The sequence below is a fragment of the Halomonas citrativorans genome, assembly GCF_014898005.1.
Lineage (GTDB): Bacteria > Pseudomonadota > Gammaproteobacteria > Pseudomonadales > Halomonadaceae > Vreelandella > Vreelandella citrativorans.
Genome location: NZ_JABUYX010000003.1, coordinates 82,935 through 108,388 on the forward strand (window position 1 = coordinate 82,935; position 25,454 = coordinate 108,388).

Sequence of the window (25,454 nt, forward strand, 5' to 3'; positions counted from 1 at the left end):
GGCTATAGAAACAACGCAACACATGAATATCCAAGATACCACCGATGTCGCCATCATCGGCGCCGGGCCTTCCGGAGCGGCTGCAGCGGCCTGGCTTGCCCAGCGGGGTCTGGATGTGCGGGTGATTGAGCGCAGCCGCTTTCCGCGCTTCTCCATCGGCGAAAGTTTACTGCCACAGTGCATGGTCCATCTTGAAGCCTGTGGCCTGCTGGATGCCGCCAAGGCAGGCGGATTTCAAACCAAGAACGGGGCGGCCTTCACTTGGCGGGATCGCTATGCGGCCATCGACTTTCGCGACAAGTTCACGCCAGGCCCAGGCACCACGTGGCAGATCGAACGCGCTGACTTCGACCAGCGCTTAATCGAAGGCGCGCGCCAGCTGGGCGCCCAGGTTGAGTTTGATACCCGCGTTGAAGCCTTTGTCGCCGACCCCGAACGCCCCAGCCTTACGTTGGTCGATGCCAACGGTGAGCAGCGCTCGTTACACGCACGCTTTGTGCTCGACGCCAGTGGTTATGGTCGCGTCCTGGCGCGCCTCACCGGCCTTGCCCGCCCCTCGACGCTTGAATCACGCTGCGCGCTGTTTACCCATATTGACGATCACATTGATTGTTCGCGTTACGACCGCGAGAAGATCCTGATCGGTTTGCACCCTGAGCATCCCGGCATCTGGTACTGGCTGATTCCCTTCACGAATGGGCGGGCATCGGTCGGCGTAGTAGGTGATCGGGCAACGCTGGAAGCTGCAGGTATCAATGATGAGGAGCGCCTCTGGCACTTCATACGTGCCGAACCGAGGCTCGCCGAACTACTGGCCAATGCGAACGCCATTCGCGCGGTTAGCCGCTTAGAGGGTTATTCAGCAGATGTCGAGCAACTGCACGGCCCCGGTTTTGCCCTGCTGGGTAACGCGGGTGAATTTCTTGATCCGGTTTTCTCTTCAGGGGTCACCATCGCCCTGGATTCGGCCCTGCGTGCCGCCCCCTTGGTCGAGCGCCAGCTCGCCGGTGAGCACGTCGATTGGAATAGCCTGTTTGAACAGCCCCTACGACGCGGCGTTGCCACCTTCCGTGAATTCGTGGAGGCCTGGTACGATGGCCGCCTACCGCGCATCATCTTCAATGACCAACAGATACCGCGCATACGCACCATGATCAGCTCAGTGCTCGCCGGCTACGCCTGGGATGAAGAAAACCCGTTCGTTGCCGCCAGCCGTCGGCGGTTAGACAGTCTGGCAGAGGCCTGTACCGATATGCGCTGCGATACCGCAGGGAAGGAAAAATGACCACCACGTTGTTTCGCTTCGCATGTCAGGCAGGACTGCTCAGCGCCCTGCTTCTGCTGTTCGGCTGTGCCGGGCGGCCGGTGGCGACCGTACCCAGCCTCGCGACACTACCGGCGATGGAAACGCAGCGGCAGCGCCTGACGTTTGAACATAATGACCAGCGCCATGAGATGATTGGCGTTCTGCGCCACGACGACAAGACGTTGCGCCTGGTCATACTAAGCCCACAAGGCCAGCGCCTGCTGACTCTGATACACGACGATAGCGGCAGCCGCTTTCTACAGGATGCCGCCTTTGAGCCGCCCTTTACCGCTGAGTGGCTGGCCAGCCGTTTGAGCTGGAACCTGTGGCCCGCACCGGCTATTGAACAAGCCTTTGGGTCCAGCGCCTGGTCAATCCAGGAGGATGAGACGGGCCGCACGATGCGCTACCGGCAGCGTATCGTGGCACGGATCAGCGGTAATTCGGCATGCACGTTCATTGACGACGTTGAGGCAGGCTACCGCCTGTATATCATGCCCCTTAGTGACACCGACCAGACAACCGCCCCATGCTTAACCCCTTGATAGCGTCTCAGATGCCTCCTTGTCGCCTCCTGCCACCGGCCCTGGTCTGTTCGATCGGTGACGATCTGGCCACCATAGCCGACGCCCTGTTTACTGGCCGTCGTGGGCTTGAGTATGACGACGTGTTTACCCCCGGGCGGCCTTTACCGTTAGGCCGAGTCACGACCTCCCTGCCCGATGCCCAGGCGCTACCGCCAGCGCACCGTTCGCGCAATAACCAGCTGCTGGCCGCCGCCCTGGAGCAGTTGGCACCGACGCTTGAGGCTTTTCGCAAGCGGCACCCCCAGCCGCGTATCGGCGTGGTGCTCGGCACCAGTACCTCCGGCATCGGCGAAACCGAAACAGCGCTGGCCGAGCGCCAGAGAGATGGCCACTGGCCCGACGACTTTCATTACCAGCGCCATGAAATTGGCGCGCCAGCCCGCTTTGTTGCCGAGTGGCTCGGCCTGGACGGCCCCGCCTACACGCTCTCTACCGCCTGTACGTCGAGTGCGCGCGCCCTGGCAAGCGCCAAACGCCTGCTGGCGAGCGGCGCGTGCGATGCGGTTATCGCCGGTGGGGCTGACAGTCTTTGCGGGTTGACCGTCAACGGGTTTGCCTCGCTTGAGGCGCTTAGCGACCGTCCTTCTCAGCCCTTCTCAGCCGAGCGCGACGGTATCAACCTTGGAGAAGCCGCCGCACTGTTTCTGGTAACGGCAGAAACCGGCGGCATTCAGCTCAGTGGTTACGGTGAAAGCAGCGACGCTTACCATATTTCCGCTCCACGGCCAGATGGCCAGGGGGCCATTCAAGCGATGCAAGCCGCGCTTGCCATGGCACAGCTGCCCGCCACGGCCATTGATTATCTCAATCTGCACGGTACCGCCACGCGCCAGAACGACAGCATGGAAGCCAAGGCAGTCGCAACGCTTTTCGGCAATACGCTACCGTGCAGTTCAACGAAGGCCCTGACCGGGCACACGCTAGGCGCCTGCGGCGCGCTCGAAGCGGCGTTCTGCTGGCTGACGCTCAATGAGGGGCGCCTGCCGCCCCAGGTTCACGATAGTGACGTCGACCCAGAACTTCCGTTACTGAATTACGCCAAGGCGACGACTCATCACGGCCGTCGCGCGATCAGCAATGCCTTCGCGTTCGGGGGTAATAACATCGCCTTGTTGCTGGAACGTTTCAATGAATGATTCACTTATGCCCGCACGGCTTGACCTGCCCTGCGATATCGCGCCGTACGTGCCACACCGCCTGGGCATGTGCCTTCTGGATACGCTACTGGCCGTGGGTGACGAACACCTGCATGCCCGCGTCGTACCTCAACCCGACGACCTGTTTGCCACACCAGACGGCATTCCCGGCTGGGTCGGGTTAGAGTGGCTTGCCCAGGCCGTTGCCGCGTGGGCGGGTGTGCAGTCCGTGACGTCAGGCGATACGCCGAAAATTGGCTTTCTACTCGGCACGCGCCGTTATCAGTGCCAGCAGCCGTTTTTTAACTTCGACCAGCCGATACGCATCGAAGTAGGGCTCGATTTTCGGGCAGATAATGGCCTGGGCGCGTTTCAGGGGCGCTTGCTAGACGCTCAGCAACAGCTGATCGCTAACGCCACACTCAACGTGTTTCAGCCCGATACGCAACAGGCGCTGGAAATGATGCAACAAGGAAAAACTCAATGACGAATACCATCCTGGTTACCGGTTCAAGCCGCGGTATCGGCCAAGCCATCGCCTTACGCTTGGCGCGGGATGGCTTCGATATCGTCGTACATTGCCGTCAGCGTCAGGCAGAGGCAAAAGCCGTCGCAAACCAGATTCGTGATATGGGCCGCAACGCCCGCGTGCTGTGCTTTGATGTTGCCGACAGGGCCGCGGCGCAGCAGGCGCTGGACGCCGATATCGAAGCGCATGGCGCCTACTACGGTGTTGTTTGCAATGCGGGCATTACCGCCGACGCCGCCTTCCCCGCGCTCTCTGATGAGGATTGGGACAGCGTGATCCACACCAATCTCGACGGTTTCTATAACGTTGTGAAGCCCCTCGTCATGCCGATGATTCGCCGCCGGGCGCCCGGCCGCATCGTCGTGATGTCCTCGGTTTCAGGCATGATGGGCAACCGTGGCCAGGTCAACTACAGCGCTGCCAAGGCCGGGCTGATCGGTGCCATGAAAGCCTTGGCCGTGGAACTGGCGAAACGCCGCATTACGGTCAACTGCGTTGCCCCAGGCTTGATCGACACCGACATGACCGACGACCTGGTTACCGAGGAAGCGCTCAAGTTAATTCCCATGCAACGCACCGGTACCAGCGAAGAAGTCGCAGCCACGGTGGGCTTTTTATGTTCAGCCGATGCTGGCTATATCACTCGGCAAGTATTCGCCGTCAACGGAGGGATGTGCTGATGGCAAGTAATGTACAACGCCAGGGCGGGCTGGGGCGCCGTGTGGTAGTGACCGGCATGGCCGGTTTCTCGCCGATCGGCAACGACTGGCCAAGCATCAAGGCTCGCCTTGAGCGTTTGCAAAACGGCGTTATCCACATGGATGACTGGGAAAGTTATGACGGCCTCAATACGCGCCTTGGGGCGCCCGTGCGCGACGTTACCTTGCCTGCGCATTATCATCGCCGGGCGCTGCGCAGCATGGGCCGCGGCGCGCAGATGGCCACGCGTGCCAGTGAGCTGGCGCTGGAAGATGCAGGCCTGCTGGATACGCCGCTCTTAGGCAGTGGCCAGATGGGGATCGCGTACGGCGCCTCCGCTGGGGAGCCCGACGCCATTGCCGACTTTGGCAACATGTTGATCAATAAGTCGACCGATGGCCTGAACGCCAACTCCTATATTCGCATGATGGCCCACACCGCACCGGTCAATATCGGCGTTTTTCTCGGGGTGCGCGGGCGGATCTATACCACCTCAAGTGCCTGCACGTCTGGCAGCCAAGGCATCGGCTATGCTTACGAAGCCATCCGTTTCGGACGCCAGACCGCCATGATTGCCGGTGGTTGCGAGGAGCTTTCGGCTTCCGAGGCGGCCGTCTTCGATACGCTGTTTGCGACCAGTACGCGCAATGACGCGCCGCACACCTCGCCGCGCCCCTTTGACGCCGAGCGCGACGGTCTGGTGATCGGAGAAGGGGCAGGCACGCTGATCCTTGAGGAACTGGAGCACGCCCAAGCACGGGGAGCCACCATTCACGCAGAGCTTGTGGGCTTTGGTACCAACAGCGATGGCCGCCACGTTACCCAGCCGGATGCCAGCATGATGGAGCAAGCGATTCGCCAGGCACTGGAGGATGCAAATTTGCAGCCCGAGCAGATTGGTTATGTCAGCGCCCACGGCACGGCCACCGAGCGGGGCGATATTGCCGAGAGTCATGCGACACACGCGGTGTTCGGCTCAAACCTGCCCATTAGCGCTTTTAAAAGCTTCACCGGCCACACGCTAGGCGCCTGCGGTGCGCTGGAAGCCTGGGTCGCCATCAAGATGATGCAGGAAGGCTGGTTCCACGGCACCGCCAATCTTGACCGCCTTGATGATGCCTGTGCAGAACTCGACTACTTGAACGGCCCAGGACGGAACATTGACTGTGACTATGTCATGAGCAATAACTTCGCTTTTGGAGGCATCAACACCTCGTTGATCTTCCGCCGCTGGCCCTGATATCGCTTACGACTCAGTGCCACTCACACTACCTGCTCTCAGGTACTTAAACCCAGCAAGAAGGAACGCTAAATGAGCCGAGGAATGATGTTAATGGGGGTGCTACTAGGCGCTCTACTAGTAAGCACGACGAGCCATGCGCGCGACACGACACACATGCTCTCTATTGAGGACGCAATGAACACGCCCGATGCGAGAGCACGGCTTGATTCCAATATTCAATTTATCTTTGGCGACACTCCGCACGGCGAGATTACCGCCGAGCATGGTCCTGCCGTCACAAATAAAAAGACCAATGCCTTCAACAAGTCTGATGTAGAAGCCTGCGAGTGGGTCATGCTCTCGGCGCTTCTTAGCTTGCAAGACCGCGTCAAAGCGGAAGGCGGTAATGCGGTGGTTAACATTGAGAGTTTTTATGACCGTCAGCCGATGTCCTCGACCAGTGAGTATGAGTGCCATGCAGGGGCGCTTATGGCCGGTGTCGCGCTGCGAGGTGACGTTGTCACGCTAGCCGACTAATGACCGCGTATTTAGACATTGTGTTGGCCCAAGCCCCCGCTCACAGCAGCGGGGCTTGTTTATCGGCGCTGGGCAGAGAGCTTCTCTCCAGGCTTGCCGATGCGCGCGGCTACCACTGCCCCGTTAGTGAGTGGTCTCCCAGAGGCAGCGGCGCGCCGTGGCATCCAGCGCTGCCGCTCCCCTGGAAAGCGTGCCTCGCCCACCGCGACAACCGCGTGATTGCCGGTATCGCCACGGTCCCTGTGGGCATTGATATAGAGCATGTTCGCCTGCGACATAAAAAACGCCTACCCGAGCTGGTGGCGTGCCTGCCTGAGGCCGACGTACGCCGCAAGATACATCAGTCCGCTGTACCTCTAGACGCCTTTTACCGCGCATGGACACTCCACGAAGCGCTGTTCAAGCTGGATAGCCTGTCCGGCACTCCTTCAAGCCATGTATTGAGCACCCGTCTTGAGCGGCTAGCCCCTAGGGGCAATGTTCATGCCTGGCAATGGCAGCAGCAAGGCTGGACCATCAGCCTCTGTGCACACGCAAGTTCGCTTGAAATTCGCAGTCTCCCCAACCTCTCTTTTATGCAACTCGACTAACACTCGCCAACGCGGGCCGCCCCCTCCCTTACTTCCTGACGTAAAATAGTAGCTTGCTAACGACAGTGCTATTATCAGTGCCTTTGCCATCTCGATGTTCATCTAGGGAAGCTCACCATCAACCATTTAACCCATACCAAAGCCGTACTGCTGTTTGCCAGCACCATGACGGTGATGTCGGGTGCGATTATTGCGCCTGCTTTGCCGGGTATCAGCCGCCATTTTTCGGATCATCCGCAGGTGTTGATTCAACTGATCCTGACGCTTCCTGCGCTGATGATTACGCTGTTCAGCCCGCTAATGGGCTATCTGGCCGACCGGTTTGGGCGCAAGCCTCTACTCCTGATGATGTTGTCCATTTATGGCCTGGCGGGTGGAGCGGGCTTCTTGATTGATAGCGTGAACCTGTTGTTAGCATCACGGGCGCTGATGGGCATCGCCGTGGCCGGTATTTTAAGTATTAGTACTACGCTAGTTGGCGACTATTTTGATGGCCCCGAGCGAGTGCGTTTTTTGGGTCTGCAAAGTAGCTGCATGGCGCTCGGTGGCGTGGTGTTTATTAATCTGGGTGGGCTACTCTCCGACTGGAGTTGGCGGGGGCCTTTCCTGCTTTACCTAACCGGGGTGTTTCTACTGCCTTATGCCTGGGCGATGCTCAAGGCGCCTAAGCTTCAAAGCAATGCGCAGGCAGGCAGCGTCAACGCGCCAGTCAAGGTCGACTATATGCGCACCGGGATTGCCTATCTGGCGGGCATGCTGAGCATGATGATGTTTTACATGTTTCCGGCGCAACTGCCTTTTTTACTTTCAGAGCAGGGTGAGGTCAGCGGTTTAGCCATCGGCATTGCGCTCTCGACCGCCGCCTTTACCGCCAGCATCGTGTCGTTCTGCTATGGCTACTACAAACCCTTTTTGTCGGTCATGACGATCTATATAGCGGGCTTTGTACTGGCCGCGCTGGGCTTTCTGGTGGTGGGCCTTACGCAGAGTTATGCCATGGCGATTGTCGGCGCGGCCATTTCGGGGCTTGGCCTGGGCGCCTTTATGCCCAACACCACGGCCTGGCTGATGCGTATTACGCCACAGCGAGTGCGTGGCCGCGTGTTTGGTGGCTTTACCGCTACCTTCTTTCTTGGTCAGTTTATCTCGCCCATTGCGGTCGCCCCTGCGGTTACCTGGCTTGAGTCACTGCGCAATGTCTATACCGGCATGGCCGTGCTCTGCTGCGTGTTGGCGGTGATACTGGTGATCCTGAGCAGGACGCTGCTACGCGCCGACAGCACGCTTTAAGCGGTAGCAACGTTTTCATACCAAGCCGATAATCAAGAAGGCGAAAATACCAACCCTATGATGCTGACAAAGATCAGCACCGCGCCCAGCACCCGGAAGAACACGCCTGTATCGGCTTTGATGATATAGCGGTGCGCCCGCTCACCCACCAGGTGCCCGGCATACGCACAGGGCAATAGCCATAGCTGATGGATCAGCTGTAGGTCCACACCGGCAAACACAAACGAGATCATCTTGATCACGACCAGAATGAACCACAGCACGAACATGGTATCGCGCAGCTGCTCCTTGGCGACATGTGAGGCAAACACCGCCACAATCAGCGGCGCACCAATCAGCGACGTACCGCTGACATAGCCGCCCAGGGCCAGCAGCACATAGTCGACGTACCTGTTGTTGCTTTGAAACGGCTTATTGAGCACATAGCCAACAGCGTAGACCAGCACGATGCCGAAAATGATGCTGGTCATGATAGAGGCAGGCAGCGTTAACAGGCCCACCACGCCAACCAGCTTGGGGATGATCATAATTTTCAGGGCCTTGCGTAAATAGGCCCAATCAATATTGCTCTGTGCCGACGCGTTGCCACTCTCTCGCTTTATTTGGCGGTTACCCTGCCAAGCGATCCAGCTGGAGAAGATCAGCAGATGAATGGCGATAATTGGCAGGAAAAGTAGTGGATCGTTAACCACCAAGAGTAGAAACGGCAACGCCAGCACCGCGCCGCCAAACCCCAGGCTGGTTCTGACAAAACCGCTCCAGGCAAAAATCAGCCCGATCAACGCATACTGATACCACAACAAATCCGCCATTCACTTGCGTCCCTGGTTATCACGTTGGTTATCAAAATGATGATCCGCCTACCGCCCACCAGCTGGGTAATAGCGCCTGCACGCGGGTGTGGGCAAAACGATCATCCATTAATACCACAACCCCTTCATCAGAGGGGCTGCGGATCACCCGTCCGGCGGCCTGTACCACCTTGATCATCCCCGGAATGCGGTAGGTGTAGTCATCGCCCTGGCCAAACCGTGCCGTGAGGCGCGCTTTAAGGGCTTCGTTGAAAGCATTAAACGGCGGCAGCCCAAGCGTTGCGATAAACGCACCAATCAGTCGGTCGCCGGGCAGGTCGATACCTTCAGCAAAGGCGCCGCCCAGCACCGCAAAGCCGATGCCCTGCCCACCCGGCGTAAAACGCTGCAAGAACGCTTCGCGCTCGGCTTCACGCATGCCCGGCGTTTGGGCAAATGCAGGGATGTCAGGGTGCTGTTCACAAAACAGCTTAAGCGCGGCATTGAGGTAGGTGAAACTGCTAAAAAATGCTAGATAGTGGCCCGGCGCCTGCTCATACTGCTGGGCCATTTCGGCCACCATCGGCGCAAGCGATGCCTCCCGGTCGCGAAAGCGGGTCGAGATATCCCGGCGAATGCACACTTCAAGCTGGCGGGCCACAAAGGGCGAGCACACTTCGCGCCACACCGTGTGCGCTGGCAGGCCCAGCAAATCACGGTAATAATGGGCAGGCGTTAGGGTGGCTGAGAACAGTACGGCACTATGCGCAGCGTTGAAGCGTGGCGCTAAAAAGTCTGCCGGTATCAGATTACGCAGACCGATTAGCGCCTTCCCTCGGCCTTTTAATGTGAGATCACACAGCGAGTGATCGCCGAAATTCTCCGCCAGGCGGCAAAATGCCAGCGCCTCAAACAGCAGCTCCTGCAGCTCATAAGAGATATCTTCGGGGTGCTCGCCCAGGTGGTTGGTGATCGAGGCGGCAACGTTCTGAAGGGCGCCCACCAGCTTATCGGGTAGCGACTCAAGCAGGTGATAGCCTTCCCGCTCAGCATCATCCGGCTTACTTTCGGCGACATCTTTCACCACGGCCTGCCACTGCCGACCCAGGCTTGCCAATGAGCGGCTCAGGGCTTTCGGGGCGCTACGCTTAACGCGATTAAAACGCTGCTGGTCAAGCTCGGCGCTATACATGCCACGTGCCCGCTCAACCAGGTTGTGCGCTTCATCCACCAATAATCCCACTCGCCAATCATTAGCTTGTGCCAGGCCATGCAGCAGCGCATGGCGATCAAACCAGTGGTTAACGTCGCCCACAATCACATCGGCCCAGCGCGCCAGTTCCTGGCCCAGGTAATAAGGACAAACACTGTGAGTAAGCGCTAACTTGCGCAGCGTTTCGCGGTCCCACCCGCTTTCAGCCACGGCGGCCTGGCGTGCAGCGGGCAGGCGGTCATAGAAGCCCGCCGCTAACGGGCAGGCATCACCATGGCAGGCGGTTCCGGGGTACTCGCAGGCTTTTTCACGGGCAATGAGTTCCAGCACACGCGGCGCGCTGTTATCAGAATGTTCGGCGGATTGTACAGAAGAGCGAAGCTGAGCCAGGGCGTCCAACGCCAAGCGGCGCCCGGGTGTTTTCATGGTCAGAAAAGCAATCCGATCAAGCTGCTGACGAGGCATGGCGGTGAGCATGGGAAACAGCGTGGCCAACGTTTTGCCGATCCCGGTAGGCGCCTGGGCCAGCAGGCAGCGCCCGGTGCTGGCGGCCTTATAAACATCTTCGGCAAGCTCACGCTGGCCGGGGCGAAACGTGGCATAGGGAAAGCTGAGTGTTGTTAACGCTAAATCACGCGCCTTGCGATGCACCGCTTCCTGTTCGGCCCAGGCAATAAAGCGCTCGCACTGGGTGATAAAAAACGCCTCAAGCTCAGATGCTCGCGCTTTCTGGCTAAGCAAAGTCTCTTTTTCAGTGGCGATATCCAGATACACCAACGTCAGCGTAACTTCATCCAGGCCGCGTTCTTTGCATAACAGGGCGCCGTAGATTTTTACCTGCGCCCAGTGCAGCGCGCGCTGGTTGTCGGCCATGCGCTCAAGGCTACCGCGGTAGGTCTTGACCTCCTCCAAACGGTTTTCGGCAGGATCGTACCCATCAGAGCGTCCGGTGACGGCCAGGCTTTTGTAGGTACCGGAAAGCGGCATTTCGGCAATATAGTCATCGCCTCGGCGGCTGGCCACCAGGCGATGCCCGGCCATGCCTTCCTGAGCACTGGGCGAAGGGGTAAAGCGGTGATCCAGGTCACCCTCGCGGGCGGTAAAATCACACAGTGCGCGAACGGCTATCCGATACTCCGCAGCGCTACTCATAACGTACCTAGCGAGTCAGCCAGCCACTGCACGTAACATACTGCAACCGGAATACGATGCTGATGAAAAAATGCCAGCCAGCGGCGCTGGTTATCCTGAAGCCGGTCACCAGGGCCTTTCACTTCAATAAGCCGATAGCGGGGTTCATTCTTCGGTGCGTTGGGTAAAAACTGGATCAAGTCGGGCAACCCTGCCCGGTTAGCTTTAAGGTCTTGTAAAAGCCGTTCAAAACAGGCTTTCAAGTGGGCGGCAGGCAGGCACTCAAGCGCCAGCGCTAAAAGCGTTTCATCCAGCAATGGCCAGTGCACAAAGGGGGACGCCAGGCCGTGTTTTTGCTGCCTGGTTGTGTGAATCGTCTGCCGGTAGCTGCCATCCTCTAGCTGTGCCAGGCACTTATCAAACAAACCACGCCGCCGAGCGACGAAATCTTCACGATAAAGATCCGCAGGCCCGCTATGAAACGGATGAAAAAACGCCCCTGGCAGAGGAGCAAAGATAGCGGGCCAGCAGAGCAGGCCAAACAAGCCGGTGATTAGCATGTTTTCCGCATAGTACACCGGCGCTTCAGGTGTGCCGACGTGCTGCCCAACGGCGCGCTCTACCGGCTGAGGGCCGGGAAGCATTAACTCCCAGCGCGTGTAGGCGGGCTCATGCACCGGCGGCTGCGCCTCCATTTTCAACTTTTTACGCAGCCGAGGCAGCAACCGAGCGAGTGCCTGAGCTTCGGTTTCATTGGGCGTAAGTCGCTGGGCATTCGTTGCCAGCTCAAATGCCTCCTGATACCTCCCCAGCCGCTCCAATACGCGCAGTTGGCGAACGCGGGCTTCGCTGCTACCCGCTTGTGCATAAAGTAAAATGGCCTGCTCGGTTTGGCCACTGCGCTCCGCTTCGCGGCCCATCTGCAACACCACGCGGGCATGCCGAGTCGCTAACCAGGCGTTAGCGGGTTTGGGCGGTAGCTCATGCTGTAGATGTTCAAGTGGCTCGCCCTCTTCAAGACGCTGCCTAAGCCTATGCAAGACGAAGTAAGCATTCACTTCTTCGCGTTTCTGAAAGGCACGCGAGGCGGCGGTGAACGGTACCTTTTCAAACCGCTGAAGCCCAAGCTCCGTCAGCACGAACTCGGCCCAGTCCTGGCGCAGGTTGCCAAAGAACATCAGCCGTAACCGGTCGCACACGTCCATTACGTTAAGGCGCACGATGCTGTCCGACGCTTTTGGCCACCACTCGGTTAACGGTTTTATCTCAGTGAGCTGGGGCGTTAGCGTGGCCTGGAGTACCGCTTTGCCAGCAGACGCGGGCAGCCCCGCATCGCGTATAGGCGTTGCCAAGGCTGAGCGCAGCTCGGCCAAGCGCAGTTGATGAAACAGCTCATTCACACTCAGCGCCGGGGCAGTATCCACCCAACCAAGCGAGGCCAAAGGTGCGAGGGCATCTGCCGTGTCGCCTATTTCCGGGTAGTTGAGTTTGTAAAGCCGGAACAGCTCGCCCTTGCGCATTACCATACGGGTAAGCAACGCCTGGGAAGAGCGCGGCAGCGTATCAAAGCGGCTTATAAAGGTGAGTTCGTCGGTATCTAGAAGGTCAGCGTGGCGCTCACCCACCCACCCCAGCACGAAGCGGAAGTTCGTCAGGTAGTAGAAGGGGTCGTCGAGCGAAGCAGTAACGGAAGTGGCAGAAGCACTGTTCATGCATCCATTGTATCAGCGCGATTTGCCCCGCGTCATGGGCTATTTCAGCCCACGCGGTGCTGCCTTAACACCTCAAGTGCATCATCCACTTCGTCATGGGAAACGCTGGAAGACACGGGGGATTGGCGGGTGGTGCGAGGCTTCGCACTATCACCTACCAGTACGTACCATTCGGCTTCGGTGAGGTAGTGCTGACACCAACGACCCAGGCCGTCGGCGACTACGTCACGGCTCTGCTCGCCACCGCGAAAGCCGTGGGCCAAGTAAAGCAGGTCCTGCCGGGCGGTGCGCGCACGGGCATTGCCGCCATGCACCTTGGAAAGCGGGCAGCGCCGGTCGTAGGCCGCGTTGGTTAACGCATTAAGCCAACGCTCCAATTCATGCCCCTGAATACCGCCGTAAACTGCCACGCCTGCGCTCCCTGCCCGTTAGTGGGGGCGTTAGCCTGCCCTAATAAAGGCCAGCTGTCATCTATCTCGCGAGTTTATCTGCTCAAACCCTTGTAGCACATTGACGACGTTGACACCTATTTCTTCAACCGCATAGCCTCCCTCCATTAAAAAGGTGGTGGGTAGACCGGCTTCTGCCAAACGCTTGCCCAAGGCAATAAAGTCATCGCGCTTGAAAGTGAACGCGCTAATAGGGTCGCCTTCGAAGATATCCACGCCGAGCGATACGATCAACAGCTCACACTCATGGGTTTTGATGGCAATAAGCGCCTGCTCCAGCGTTTGCATCCAGGTGGCTACGCTGGTGCCAGGCGCCATCGGGTAGTTGAGGTTGAAGCCCTGCCCTTCGCCCGTACCGGTTTCATCGGCGTAGCCTAGATAGTAGGGAAAGGTCACATCAGGGTCGCCATGTAGCGAAGCAAATAGAACGTCGTTACGCGCATAGAAAATCTGTTGGGTGCCGTTGCCATGGTGGAAGTCGACATCCAGCACCGCCACGCGGCGTCGGCCTGCATCCAGCGCGTGCTGGGCAGCAATCGCGGCATTGTTAAAAAAGCAGTAGCCACCAAACTGGTCAAATGCAGCGTGGTGCCCCGGCGGGCGGCACAACCCAAAGCTGGGCTCTCCCGTGGCCAAGGTATATTCCTCAGCACCCAACGCGGCGTCCTTACTCGCCATGGCCGCTTCAAAGGTGCCTTCACAGATAGAGGTTTCCGCCGCAAGCGCGTAGTAGCCAAGCTGGCCACTCACCGAGAGCGGAATTTTATCCTGACGCAGGGTGCGCGCTGGCCAGATATTGGGGATCGCCTCACCGCTATGCCCGGCTGCTTGCCATGCCTGCCAGCAGGTTTCAAGGAAGCTGACGTAACTGGCGTCGTGAATCGCACATACCGGCTCAAGGCCATAGGCGTCAGGAGCGCGCACTTCGAAACCGGCCTGGCGCAGTTGTTCGAGCACCAGGTCAACACGCTCGGGGCACTCAAAGGGGCTGACAAGTGCCCCGTCATGAAGCTCCGTTCGCGCCTGGCGCAAACGACTATCCTCAGAGAAAAACGTCAGCATGTTGGCTCCTGAATAACCGGGAAAGGCGGCAGGCTCGTATAAAAACGAGCGCTTTAGCTTTACGTTAGCTTAATCCACTTCTATCGAAAGCGGCCAGCGCGTTGCCCAATGACGTTTTTGAACAGAGGTTTGCTGTTTCAACTGATACTCCGCCCGGCTGGCGGCGGCCCTATCTTCAAACGGCTGGGCGCCCAGCAGAGCAACCGGTGGGTTAGCACGGGTATAACGCGCCCCTTTGCCCGCACAGTGGGCGCGATAGCGTTTAGCGATATTGTTGGTGATGCCCACATAAGTCCCGCGTCGGCACTCTAATAAGTAAACATACCAAGGGGTTGAGGGTAACGACATCCCAGCTCCTTAGGGAGATAAATGGGCAATAAAGGCTTGCAGGGCTTCCACTGGCATCGGCTTGGCCAGTAGATAGCCCTGGAAAATATCACACTGATAGCCCAGCAGGCGCTGATACTGCTCTTCGGTCTCCACTCCTTCAGCCACGACCTTGAGCCCCAAGTGGTGAGCCATGGAGATAATCCCTTGCACAATCGCCGCATCATCGTAGCTATTGGTGAGTTCATTAATAAAGCTGCGGTCAATTTTCACCGTGCTAATAGGCAGGTCCTTAAGATAACTAAGGCTTGAATAGCCCGTACCAAAATCATCAATCGACACGCCAATATGCATACTGCGCAGGGCATGCAGCGTATCGATCGCGCCTTCAGCGTTATCCGTCAAAATACCTTCGGTCAGTTCCAGACTCAGCTGTTCAGCCGGTAGGCCGGTGGTTAGCAGGGTTTGGCGCAGCGTGGCAAGAAAATTGGAGCGCTGGAACTGGAGCGGTGAAAGGTTAACCGCCACACGTATTTTACCCAGCCCTTGTTGCGCCAGTGACTGCATATCCTGGCAAGCACGTTGGAGTGCCCACTCACTGATCGGAATAATTTGCCCGGTGGTTTCTGCCAGCGGAATAAACCGCGCGGGAGAGATAAAGCCTTTTTCCGGATGCTCCCAGCGCAGTAGCGCTTCTACACCGGCAAGCTTTCCTTCCCGATTCATTAACGGCTGGTAATGCAGTGCGAACTCTTCGCGCTCAATGGCTTCCTGGAGATCATTACGCAGCACCATGCGCTCGCTAACCGTATCGGTAAACGCGTGGGTAAACCACTCGTAGGCATTACGCCCTTGCTGCTTGGCCTTGTACATCGCCATATCGGCTTGTTGAATCAGCGTTTTTGGCTGAAGTGTATCTGGCTGGCTCATCGCGATACCGATACTCGCGGTCAGGTAAAGCTCTTGGGATTCAATACGGTAAGGGCGCGCTAACATAGGCAGCAACCGCTCCACCAAATCAACAACGTCAGACTCGTCGTTAATCGCCGTTTGCAGAATAACGAACTCATCCCCGCCCATACGGGCAACCGTATCCTCAGGCCTGACCGCATTGATAAGCCTACGGGCGACTTCGACCAACACCTGATCACCCACTGCATGCCCCAAGTTGTCGTTAATGGGCTTGAAATCATCCAGATCCACAAACAGCACGGCCAGACGCTTTTTATCCTTACCCAGCGTAGAAAACTGCTTTAACAGCATTTCCTCAAAGAATGTACGGTTAGGCAGGCGGGTCAGGTCATCATGTGAAGCATTGTGAGCCAAACGCGCCTCGTACGCTTTATGCTCGGAAATATCTTGCTGCACGCCGACAAAGTGCGTTACCTGATCGTCCTGGTCGCGTACCGGCGCTATATACAGATCATTCCAGAATAGCGTGCCATCTTTGCGGTAATTGCAGATAGTGACGTTGACGTCTTTCTGCTCATTAATACAAGCACGAATGCGTTGGATAACCGCCGGATCGCTGCCAGGCCCCTGAAGCAGGCGACAGTTTTTACCAAGGATTTCCTCCTGGCGATATCCCGTTATTAACGTAAACGCTTTATTGGCATAAACAATGGGCAAATCAGGCTGTCCAGCATCGGCGATCACAATGCCGTTAACGCTGGCTTCCACACTGCGCTCCAGGATACGCAGGCGAGACTCCTGTTGACGGGCAGCTGTCACCTCCTGAGCAATGGCATGCACCCCTTGCACGGTGTTATGCACCACCATCGGCAGATGAATAATATCCAATTGATGCAAACGACCCGCGCGGTCTTTCAGATTGAGTTCATATCGGTCAATCCCCCCTTGCAGGGCCGTTTCAATATAGGCCTCTACGCGCGTCACATCCTGTTCAGCAATAAAGAAGGTGAACGGCTTGCCGAGCATTTCCTCAACGGAGTAACCGGTCAGTGACGCGCAGGTGGCATTGGCCGTTACAAAGCAGCCCGCCTCATCCAGGGTAAATACCGCATCAGGATGATGGGTAAACAATGAGCGATAGCGCTGCTCGCTCTCCTCCAACGAGCTCCGCACCTGAAAACGCTCAACAGCCAGCGCCATCAAGCCAGCCGCTTTTTCAATTCGCACCGTATCGGCACTGCCTGGGGTGCTGGGCTTTGGGTAGTAAACTGCAATAGTGCCTACCAGTTGGCCCTCGCCACCGTAGACAGGGCTCGACCAACAGGAGGCAAGCCCCGCCTGTTTGGAAACGCCATGATAGCCCCGCCAGCGCTCGTCCTCGGCAATATTAGCGCATATCACCGTTGCCCCCTGATAGGCGGCACTACCACAAGCGCCATTATTCGCGCTGATCAAAATGCGTTGTATCGCGCTGCGATAAGCGGCGGGCAGTCGGTCTCCCGCGATGAATTCCAGGTGAGTACCTGTCTCGTTAGCCAACATGACAGAACAGATTGCCGAAGGTAACTCGCGCTCCAACATAAGACACAGACTTTCCAGCGTTTCCTTTAGGGGCTGCTCTTGGGCAATCATGTGCTGAATCGCCTGCTGGTCTTCCAATGACTGACGCGTCTGAACAAGCTCGCGGGCACGAGAAACACTGACGCTCACAACGCCAAGACTAAAAGCCAACAAACCACTAAGCAGCAAGCTGCCTAACGCAACCGCAAACGACAGCAGGTTCAATTGATGCCAGTTGTGCTGGTTACCTGGGTAGACATAAAGCACCAGGTTAATGCCGCCGGGCAAGCCGATATAGCGTGACGCCAGCGCAAGCTCTGGCGTTTCCATGCGGTCGGCAGCAAAACCAGCGGGGTGTAGCTTCATCAGCGGCATGTCATCACGATTCACTCTCACCTGGAAAGGGCCCACCTCTAGGCGCAACTCGTTTTCCAACATGGTGGCCAGGTTAAAACTGGCGAACAGGTAACGATTGTTAGCGGGAACCGGGATAACAAATACCGCTTCGTGGGGTCGGCTGGTATCCGTCATCAACATCCTTGGACGACCGAGCGGAATTTGCATCCAGGCACGTGTTTGCTCTTCCTCCAACTGCTGACGTAGCCATCGTTCCATTTCAACCGTCCGCCCCACTCCCCACTCCCAGGACAACTGCTGCTGATCAACTATCGCAATGGCGCTAATACTGGGGATGTCCCGCAGATAGTGTTGTGCGTCATTATCCAACAGGTTCACATCCCAGTCTGTGCCCATGGCGTTCAGCCGCTCCGCCATTCGTTGCATTAATCGCAAGCGGTCTTGTGTTGCCCGCTCGATATTGAGTTGAACGTTATCCAATAGATAGGCGGCTTGCTGTTGCAGCGACGTTTGTTGATAAGCGTTTAACAATAACCAGATAAAACAACTGATCGTAACGCCCCATAGCGAGGCGACGACGGTCACCCGACCTGGATTTAGACGTTGCGGTTTACCCCGTAAGCCTGCTGCCAGCATGGCGGTACCTAAAAAGCAGGTAATGACCAATGCACTCATGGGCGACGATGAGAACAGAGGAGATGCACCGCTTAGCGTAAGCCATAGTTTTCCAACCACAAAAAGGGCAAGCCCCCACAGGCTTAGCCCACCGGCTATCCATAACCAGCGCCGCCATGCGGTAGAAAGCCCCAACCAAAAGCACACCCCAATCATTAAAAAAAAGCCTGCCGACAAGCTGGTGATACGCGGCCCATTGCTGAGCCATGAGTCGCCTCGACCGCCTTCCAGGCTATTATGTACCAAGGTGTAGGTGACAACCAAAAACAGAGATAAGATACTGATAGTTCTTGTTTTTCTCCACCCCTGAAGCGACGCCAGCAGCGCAATGCCGACCAGCAGAGTGACCAGTGCTCCATCCGGCACTAGCGTTGCAAAAAATGGCCGTGTCGGCACACTGAGACCGACCACCACCCCGACGACTCCCATGCAAACGAGGGTTGCCGATATCATAAGTAGCAGGGTTTCCAACGCCAATTGGCGCGTATTTATCCGCATGGTTCTACGCCCCATCAGGCCTTGGCATTGATATCTTTCACCGTCCCAAGTGTACCCGTTCTGTGAGTGATACCAGCTCATTAAATTGCTCATCCAAATAGTCGCGATAAGTGCTCAGCGACCGATAATCAATTAATGAGCCATACTCATGTGTAATCCGATGACGTAATGGCTCGCTGGCAAGCGCGTAAGCTAACGCATCGTTCAAAACGGCAAGCTCTCCCGGTGGTGTTCCTGCAGGCGCAAACACACCTCGGTCGCTCGTATGGACCAGATCAATTCCCTGCTCACGAAGCGTAAGAACGTCCGGCAACCCAGAGAGTCGCTCACTCCCCGCTACGGCCAGTGGCACCAAGGCACCCGAGACAAAAAGAGTGCCCGCCGAGGGCAGGTTAAGCATGGCGAAATCAATTTCTCTAGCCACCAAAGCTTCTACCTCGGAGGCCGTATCAGGAAAATGAACCAACTGTACATCCGAGAGCGAGATACCGCTTTGTTCAAAAAACTGCAGCCAGAACAAGTGGTCGGTGGAGTTAGCGATAACGCCAAACTTGAGCGGGGTTGAGGAAGTCTGCACTAACGCGCCAATATCGCTGGCTTGTTGAGCCGCATGCCCTGCATACGTGGCGGGAATATTAATCGTGCGAACCAGCAGTGACACCGGCGCAAAGTCTGCATGGGAAAACGAAGCGAGCCCCGCCAGGTACGAAAGATCAATCGTTTGATGACTACCGAGCAACGTATAACCATCGGGCGAGGCATTTTTGACATACTGAGCGCCCCGCATGGCTTCACGACCGGGCATATTAACCACAAGCACTGGCTGGTCTAGATAAATTTGTGCCGTGTCAAAAATATCCCGAAACAACACATCGGTCGCCCCTCCTAAACCAAAGGGAATGACAACGGTAATTTCTCTATCCGGGTACCGATTTTCAGCAAACGTGAACGTCGTTCCCCACAATAACAACCCACTGACAAACCCTAATGTGATGCAATAACGAGCGAGTCCCCTGCCACTATATGCCATGACATCAACCCCTCGTTTTTATTAGTTAACGCATAGCTACTCTTTGCAACATAGCTTTAATTTTCGGCCGCTACCACAAAAGCAGGGATCGTTACGCCGCGGCTTGAGACGCACGACCTCAGGCGTCCCATCCACGTACCACCACCGGCTCTGCTCAAACACGAAACGCGAGTTTTCTTCAAGCATGTGCCAGCGGCCACGCTCTTTGAAATAAGCGCGAAAATGAATATAACCTTTATCAGCATCGGGGGGCGTCTCTTCGGATGCTGCTTTAACAATGATGAGAGCTTTCCACTCGGTGTTAAGGTCCGGTGATAGCGCTTCAGGGCGAGTGCTCACGTGCCAAGTGGCAAGCACGTAGTCGCATAGATTCAGCGCAAAGGCACTGTAGCGAGAGCGCATTAGCGCTTCCGGGGTAGGGGCTGGCGCGCCATCGTGGTAACGGCCACAGCATACGTCAGTCGACAACCCTGTACCGCAAGGGCAACTTTTTTCAATTAGAGACATCATAGAAAGGCTCATATATCACGGTCACTTAAGCCTAACCGATAATCCTTAAAACCGTCCTACACATGGCCTATGTTTTATTCGATTTTGGTCCCATGTTAAGCGTATAGTGGCTGAGCAAGATTTTTTTGGCTTACGGAGTACGAAACACGACCCAATATTCTTTCCAAATGCAGCGGAGGTTCTCATGAAGGTTTATAAACCCGAATGGCAGTGCACGTTTAGCGTAAACGAAGGCGCAGAAGAATCAGCCAACTGGAAAGAGCGAGTCGCCTGGCGGCTGCGGGCGATAGCCGACCGTTTGGACGGTGTTGGTCGGACGCTGAAGGTTAATTGTCATGTTTCTCCTCAGGTCAGCCAGGAGGAAATGGATACCTGCCTGGGCAAAGGGTTTGAAGTCACCCAGCAGCTATTGACCCAACTGGCGCACCAGCAGGCGTGTGAAGATGTAATGCGCAATGCCAAAGCCGAGCTTTTCGAGCATAACCATCAGCACTGAAGTGGTTCGCAAGCAGTCTCGACTTTCCACTCCGCAACGGGGTGGGAAGTTTCTTGTAGGATCACTTTATTGCTTCGTCAGCCTTGCTGATCAACATCCGAATGAACCCCTCCAGCAGCGGATTCGCCTCCCCCTTTCGGCTCACCGCCACCAGCATGGTACTGATGTCAATGTCATTGACAGGTAGAAACACGACATCTCTTCGGTTATTGGTCGTAATCGAACCGCTCACTAACGTGACTCCCAACCCTGCTCCCACCAGAGCCAACGCCGTGTGTATTTCAATCGCGTCATGGATGACCGCTGGGCGCACGCCTCTTTCGTCGAGATACGTCAGCATCTTTTGACCGAAAGGGCTACGTTTATCTTTCGGATAGAGAATGAAGGGTAATTGCTCGAAATCGCGGATGGAAAAGCTGTCGCGCTTGGCCAGCGGATGATCGATGGGCAAGGCGACCCAGAAAGGGTCATTGATGATAACCTCGTACTGCATGTCCGCCTGCCGCTCGAAGGTGCCGATGAATCGCGAGACACCGACATCGATGCGGTGCTGCCTTAATCGCTCTTCCTGATATTCCGACAGTACTTCAACAAGATCCAGATGAACCTCTGGATGCTCCTCACGGTAACTCTTGATCACGCTGGGCAATAATGAAAAAAGCGTTGAGCGGATGAAACCCACTCCCAACCATCCACCGCTCCCATTAGCCACTTGCCTAGCCTCTTGCTCCAACCGTGAAGCCTGAGCCAATAGCTCTTTTGCACGGGGATAGACGAACTTTCCCAGCGAAGTGAGCTTCATCGGCCGCGTTGCGCGATCAAAGAGCTCCCCACCCAAGACTTGTTCCAGCAGCGCGACCTGCGCACTGATAGCAGTCGGCGCCACAAAAAGCCGCTTGGCAGCCGCACTTCCGCCACCGGCATCGACCACTTCGCAGAAATAACGTATCTGTCGTAAATTCATTTTTTTTGGACTTATGTGCGCTATTCGCTGATTGATTAAAGATAATCGATTATAGACAATCAATAGACAATAGTGAAATTGTTGTCAACCTAGGAACACAATAATGATAAATAAGCATCTCGCTTCACAACTCAGTCAGTTCAGTAGCGCCTCTATCTATGAAGCGCAAGGTGCTGTCGGCGCACTCGACAGCGGTATCAAGCCTCTCTGCTCCTCCATGCGCCTTTCTGGGCCCGCGTTCACGGTCGATATACGCCCAAGCGACAATCTCATGCTGCATTACGCCTTACTGCATATTCAGCCGGGTGATGTACTGGTGGTCGATGCCAAGCGCTTCATCGAAGCGGGTCCTTGGGGGGATATTCTCACCGAGCAGGCGATCAGCAAAGGCGTTTCGGGTCTCATCATCAACGGTTCGGTCAGGGATGCCCAAGTGATAAAAACGCTGGGCTTCCCTGTCTTCTGCCGCGGCTTGAGCATCAAAGGCACCGCCAAGAAGCAGCCGGGCAGAATCAATGTTCCTATTTGCATCGGGGACACGGTCATTCACTCAGGGGACTATGTGTTTGGAGACGAGGACGGTGTCGTGGCGGTTCCGCAGCAGAATCTCGCTGCGGTGCTAGAAGCCACTGTAGAGCGCGAAAGCACTGAAGCCTCATACCGAGAAGAGATCAAGAAAGGGCGCAACACAGTCGATCTGCTCGGCCTGAAGGATACCTTGCAGCGCCTCGACCTGGTCTGAAGCCGGCGAAAACTATGTCTTTTCAGACCATGGCCATTAGACGCCAGCCACGCATCCATAACTATAAATCTATACGACAGATATAAAGAAAGAGGTTAAACATGAAAACGATAACAACCATCAGCATACTCTCCTGCCTTTCACTGCCCATGATGTTCGCCGCCCCTGCGGCAGCGGATACCTATCCAGAAAGGCCCATTTCGGCGCTCATATCCTTCGGCGCCGGAGGTAATACGGACGTGGGCGCACGTATCCTGTTTCCGGGCGTCGAGCGCGAGCTTGGCGTACCACTCAATATCATCAACCGTCCAGGCGGCGGTGGCTGGGTAGGTTGGACGCAACTGCTCAATTCACCCAGTGACGGCTACACCCTGGGATACATCAACACACCCAACTTGATCACGGGCTACTTGGACCCCCAATATCGCCGTAATGTCGACCTGGATGACTTCGAGTTCATTGCCAACCATGTCACGGACTACGGTGTTATTTCGATCAATAAAAACGAGACACGCTTCAGCAATATCGACGAGCTGGTGGAGTATGCTCAGTCAAACATATTGACAGCATCCACCACGGGGGCAAATGGTGATGATCATATCGCCATGTTGAAGATGAACCGCCACTACGATACGCAATTCGTGCCTGTACATACCACCGGCACCGCAGAACAACGTGCCGCCATTCAGGGAGGTCACGTCGATGTCAACTTCTCCAATGTGGGCGATACCAACATGGCGCATCGCAACGGTGACCTGAACATCATTGCGATCATGGCGCCGGAACGTTCGGCGTTCATTCCCGACGTTCCCACTCTTGAGGAGCTTGGCTATTCAGGCGTGATCTCTTGGTCGGCACGAGGTATCGCAGCACCAAAAGGGATCGACCCTGCTCAGCGCGAGCTGCTGGAGGCAGCATTCGTTCGCGGCATGCAGGACCCTGAGCACATGGCCAAGATGGAAGAGATGGGCCTGATGGTCGATATCCGCACTGGAGAGGCCTACCGAGAGATGCTGGAGGAAGAGGAGGAGAGCGTTCGCGCACTCGAAGGCCTGCTCGGCTGGTAGTCCGAGTCCCTGGCCGCGGCAGTTTCCCACTTCACGGCCAGCCCCATCTCACGCCGTTCTCTACAAGAATAAATTGGTGGTTTTATGAAAACGCTCCATATGGACGTGGCTATTGGGTTAGCCATGCTGCTGTTCACGATCGTGTTTTATAGTCTCACAGTGATGATGCCCGCTGACCCAGCGGTGTTCCCCAAACTCATTCTTTCCGTTTTAGGCCTGTTTTCGCTACTGATCCTCGCCTCGGGCATCTCCAAGACACGGGGCCCCCTAAAGGCAAACGTCAACTCCGCGCCCATTTTCACCCATGTGCGCGGTCCTGCCGTGACGTTTACCGCCCTGTGTATCTATTTAGCGCTCATCAGCGTACTTGGCTTCTTTACGGCCAGCTCCCTCGCCGCCATTTTTTTCATGTTTTACTTTGGCCTCAAGTCGTATGTCCAAATGTTATTCGTCCTCGTGCTGATGAATACTTTTGTCTATTTACTGTTCGTCTGGCAGCTTCGTATCTCGCTGCCTACCGGACTACTTTTATAGAGGAGAGGGATCATGACTATTGATACGACCCTGCTATTGTCGGTGCTCTCCCAGCTTACCTCTCCAGATGTTCTCCTCATGCTGGTCATTGGGGTCCTGGGGGGCATTTTCCTGGGCGCGCTGCCAGGACTGAGTGCCACCATGGGCATTGCCCTGTTAATTCCAGTAACGTTTGGAATGCAACCCGTAGCGGCGATGGTATTGCTTGCAGCCATTTATGCGTCGGCCGTATACGGGGGATCCATTACGGCGATCCTGATTCATACGCCGGGCACTCCGGCATCAGCCGCGACGGCAGTCGATGGCTATCAAATGACGCTGCATGGCGAAGGGCTCAAGGCACTGGGAACATCCACGCTCTGCTCCGTCATCGGCGGCCTAGTGAGCGTGGTGGCCCTGCTATTACTCGCGCCTCCTTTGGCACAAATTTCGCTGCGTTTCAGCGCACCGGAATATTTTCTAATCGCTATATTCGGCTTGACCATTATTGGTAGCCTCTCGAGCGATGCTCTAGTGAAAGGCCTCTCTGCCGGGCTGCTGGGTCTATTGATCAGTTTAGTAGGGGTCGATGTCATGACCGCCTACCCGCGCTTCACCTTTGGCGTGGCTGAGCTGGAGAGTGGAATTTCGTTGATTCCCGCCATGATCGGCCTCTTCTCTATCTCGCAGGTTATGATTCAGTCGGAGAAGCTGCACAGTACCCACGCCCCTAGCTCCCAAGCCCCCACGTTGAGCGGGCAGCTCTTCCCCAGCCGAGTAGAGTGGAGAAAACTGAGGCGCACGATTTCACGCTCTTCGGTCATTGGCGTAGTGGTGGGCGCCTTACCGGGCGCAGGCGGCGACGTCGCCTCATGGGTGGCGTACAACGAAGCCAAGCGCAATGCCAAACAGCCGGATCGTTTTGGCAAGGGCGAAATCGAGGGGTTGGCAGCAGCGGAAACAGCCAATAACGCCGTGACCGGCGGCGCCATGATTCCCTTACTTACGTTGGGTATCCCAGGCAGCGCGGCGACTGCCGTCATGCTGGGCGGCCTGTACATTCATGGCTTGCAACCCGGGCACGAGCTGTTCAGCGTCAATGCGCATATCGTCTATGCCATTATCGTTGGACTGCTGCTGGCTAATATATTGATGGGTATCGTCGGCTTGGCGTTGGCAAAGCAGGTTGTCAAGGTAGCGACGGTACCTTTTGCTATCCTTGCGCCGATCATCGTGATTCTGTCGGTCGTGGGTTCCTACACCATCAACAACAGCATGTTCGATGTTTATGTCATGGCCGCGTTTGGACTGCTGGGCTACCTGATGAGAAAGACCGGCTTCCCGACCGCCGCCATTGTGCTGGCCATGATTCTAGGTGCGATGGCCGAGATCGGTTTCCGTCAATCGCTGGTCATGTCGAAAGGCAACATGCTGAGCTACTATTTTGATCGGCCATTTTCACTGCTCCTCATGGGGTTGATCCTGCTGGCCCTGATCTCTCCCCTCATCCTGCGCTGGAAGCGGTACAAGGCTCAGCAGGAGGTCTAGC

The 25,454-nt window shown here is 56.5% G+C and carries 24 protein-coding genes; 14 read left to right on the forward strand and 10 right to left on the reverse strand.

From position 1 onward, the window contains the following. Positions 1-22: 22 nt before the first annotated feature. The 9 genes from INT20_RS05455 (at position 23) to INT20_RS05495 (ending at position 7,896) form a co-directional block, all read left to right on the forward strand. Positions 23-1,285: an NAD(P)/FAD-dependent oxidoreductase gene (locus INT20_RS05455; protein WP_193056553.1), complete on the forward strand. Its 1,263-nt coding sequence runs from the start codon at positions 23-25 to the stop codon at positions 1,283-1,285. Next, positions 1,282-1,851 (forward strand): DUF3261 domain-containing protein, encoded by a 570-nt coding sequence (locus INT20_RS05460; protein ID WP_193056554.1) that lies wholly within the window; start codon positions 1,282-1,284, stop codon positions 1,849-1,851. Before INT20_RS05455 ends, INT20_RS05460 begins: the two co-directional genes overlap by 4 nt. 11 nt (positions 1,852-1,862) lie before the next feature. Then, positions 1,863-3,029 (forward strand): beta-ketoacyl-ACP synthase, encoded by a 1,167-nt coding sequence (locus tag INT20_RS05465; protein ID WP_193056555.1) that lies wholly within the window; start codon positions 1,863-1,865, stop codon positions 3,027-3,029. After that, a complete protein-coding gene (locus tag INT20_RS05470) occupies positions 3,022-3,516 on the forward strand; it encodes an ApeP family dehydratase (protein ID WP_193056556.1) in 495 nt (164 codons plus the stop codon). Before INT20_RS05465 ends, INT20_RS05470 begins: the two co-directional genes overlap by 8 nt. Next, positions 3,513-4,238: a 3-oxoacyl-ACP reductase FabG gene (fabG, locus tag INT20_RS05475; protein ID WP_193056557.1), complete on the forward strand. Its 726-nt coding sequence runs from the start codon at positions 3,513-3,515 to the stop codon at positions 4,236-4,238. Before INT20_RS05470 ends, fabG begins: the two co-directional genes overlap by 4 nt. Then, a complete protein-coding gene (locus tag INT20_RS05480) occupies positions 4,238-5,497 on the forward strand; it encodes a beta-ketoacyl-ACP synthase (RefSeq protein WP_193056558.1) in 1,260 nt (419 codons plus the stop codon). Before fabG ends, INT20_RS05480 begins: the two co-directional genes overlap by 1 nt. 72 nt (positions 5,498-5,569) lie before the next feature. Continuing rightward, the gene (locus INT20_RS05485) at positions 5,570-6,016 is read left to right on the forward strand and encodes an excinuclease ATPase subunit (RefSeq protein ID WP_226912060.1); all 447 of its coding nucleotides are present in this window, start codon (positions 5,570-5,572) and stop codon (positions 6,014-6,016) included. After that, the gene (locus tag INT20_RS05490) at positions 6,016-6,606 is read left to right on the forward strand and encodes a 4'-phosphopantetheinyl transferase superfamily protein (protein WP_193056559.1); all 591 of its coding nucleotides are present in this window, start codon (positions 6,016-6,018) and stop codon (positions 6,604-6,606) included. Before INT20_RS05485 ends, INT20_RS05490 begins: the two co-directional genes overlap by 1 nt. A 150-nt stretch (positions 6,607-6,756) precedes the next feature. Further along, on the forward strand, positions 6,757-7,896 hold the full coding sequence (locus INT20_RS05495; RefSeq protein ID WP_226912069.1) for an MFS transporter: 1,140 nt from the start codon (positions 6,757-6,759) through the stop codon (positions 7,894-7,896). Between the two features lie 32 nt (positions 7,897-7,928). On the opposite strand, the gene INT20_RS05500 is transcribed toward INT20_RS05495, so the two are convergent. From INT20_RS05500 to INT20_RS05540, 9 genes are all read right to left on the reverse strand, one after another. Next, entirely contained in the window at positions 7,929-8,708 is a 780-nt protein-coding gene (locus tag INT20_RS05500; protein WP_193053597.1) for a sulfite exporter TauE/SafE family protein, read from the reverse strand. 31 nt (positions 8,709-8,739) lie between these two features. Beyond that, positions 8,740-11,052: an ATP-dependent DNA helicase gene (locus INT20_RS05505; RefSeq protein WP_193053598.1), complete on the reverse strand. Its 2,313-nt coding sequence runs from the start codon at positions 11,050-11,052 to the stop codon at positions 8,740-8,742. Continuing rightward, positions 11,049-12,743, reverse strand: coding sequence for a VRR-NUC domain-containing protein (locus INT20_RS05510; RefSeq protein ID WP_193053599.1), 1,695 nt, complete (start codon positions 12,741-12,743; stop codon positions 11,049-11,051). The genes INT20_RS05505 and INT20_RS05510 overlap by 4 nt, the downstream gene beginning before the upstream one ends. A gap of 44 nt (positions 12,744-12,787) precedes the next feature. After that, entirely contained in the window at positions 12,788-13,153 is a 366-nt protein-coding gene (locus INT20_RS05515; RefSeq protein ID WP_193053600.1) for a hypothetical protein, read from the reverse strand. 57 nt (positions 13,154-13,210) lie between these two features. Continuing rightward, complete coding sequence (locus INT20_RS05520) at positions 13,211-14,254, reverse strand: histone deacetylase family protein (RefSeq protein WP_193053601.1); 1,044 nt, start codon at positions 14,252-14,254, stop codon at positions 13,211-13,213. A gap of 69 nt (positions 14,255-14,323) precedes the next feature. After that, positions 14,324-14,602 carry a GIY-YIG nuclease family protein gene (locus tag INT20_RS05525; RefSeq protein WP_087108829.1) on the reverse strand — a complete coding sequence of 93 codons (279 nt, stop codon included), beginning with the start codon at positions 14,600-14,602 and terminating at the stop codon, positions 14,324-14,326. A gap of 9 nt (positions 14,603-14,611) precedes the next feature. Next, positions 14,612-18,583 (reverse strand): EAL domain-containing protein, encoded by a 3,972-nt coding sequence (locus INT20_RS18045; RefSeq protein ID WP_226912061.1) that lies wholly within the window; start codon positions 18,581-18,583, stop codon positions 14,612-14,614. A 37-nt stretch (positions 18,584-18,620) separates the two neighbouring features. Continuing rightward, the gene (locus INT20_RS05535) at positions 18,621-19,613 is read right to left on the reverse strand and encodes a tripartite tricarboxylate transporter substrate binding protein (RefSeq protein WP_193053602.1); all 993 of its coding nucleotides are present in this window, start codon (positions 19,611-19,613) and stop codon (positions 18,621-18,623) included. Positions 19,614-19,649: 36 nt separating this feature from the next. Next, on the reverse strand, positions 19,650-20,123 hold the full coding sequence (locus INT20_RS05540; protein ID WP_193053603.1) for a YchJ family protein: 474 nt from the start codon (positions 20,121-20,123) through the stop codon (positions 19,650-19,652). Between the two features lie 184 nt (positions 20,124-20,307). Between INT20_RS05540 and INT20_RS05545 the strand changes: the two genes are divergently transcribed. Beyond that, complete coding sequence (locus INT20_RS05545; protein WP_193053604.1) at positions 20,308-20,619, forward strand: hypothetical protein; 312 nt, start codon at positions 20,308-20,310, stop codon at positions 20,617-20,619. A gap of 61 nt (positions 20,620-20,680) precedes the next feature. Here INT20_RS05545 and INT20_RS05550 read toward each other — a convergent pair whose 3' ends face one another. Next, positions 20,681-21,583: a LysR family transcriptional regulator gene (locus INT20_RS05550; protein WP_193053605.1), complete on the reverse strand. Its 903-nt coding sequence runs from the start codon at positions 21,581-21,583 to the stop codon at positions 20,681-20,683. A 103-nt stretch (positions 21,584-21,686) separates the two neighbouring features. Here INT20_RS05550 and INT20_RS05555 point away from each other — a divergent pair, with 103 nt between their 5' ends. From INT20_RS05555 to INT20_RS05570, 4 genes are all read left to right on the forward strand, one after another. Next, positions 21,687-22,325, forward strand: a complete 639-nt coding sequence (locus tag INT20_RS05555) for a 4-carboxy-4-hydroxy-2-oxoadipate aldolase/oxaloacetate decarboxylase (protein ID WP_193053606.1) — start codon at positions 21,687-21,689, stop codon at positions 22,323-22,325. 101 nt (positions 22,326-22,426) lie between these two features. Then, positions 22,427-23,392 (forward strand): tripartite tricarboxylate transporter substrate binding protein, encoded by a 966-nt coding sequence (locus INT20_RS05560; protein WP_193053607.1) that lies wholly within the window; start codon positions 22,427-22,429, stop codon positions 23,390-23,392. Positions 23,393-23,476: 84 nt separating this feature from the next. Beyond that, entirely contained in the window at positions 23,477-23,926 is a 450-nt protein-coding gene (locus INT20_RS05565; RefSeq protein ID WP_193053608.1) for a tripartite tricarboxylate transporter TctB family protein, read from the forward strand. 12 nt (positions 23,927-23,938) lie between these two features. Then, complete coding sequence (locus INT20_RS05570; protein WP_193053609.1) at positions 23,939-25,453, forward strand: tripartite tricarboxylate transporter permease; 1,515 nt, start codon at positions 23,939-23,941, stop codon at positions 25,451-25,453. The last annotated feature ends 1 nt before the right edge of the window (position 25,454 follow it).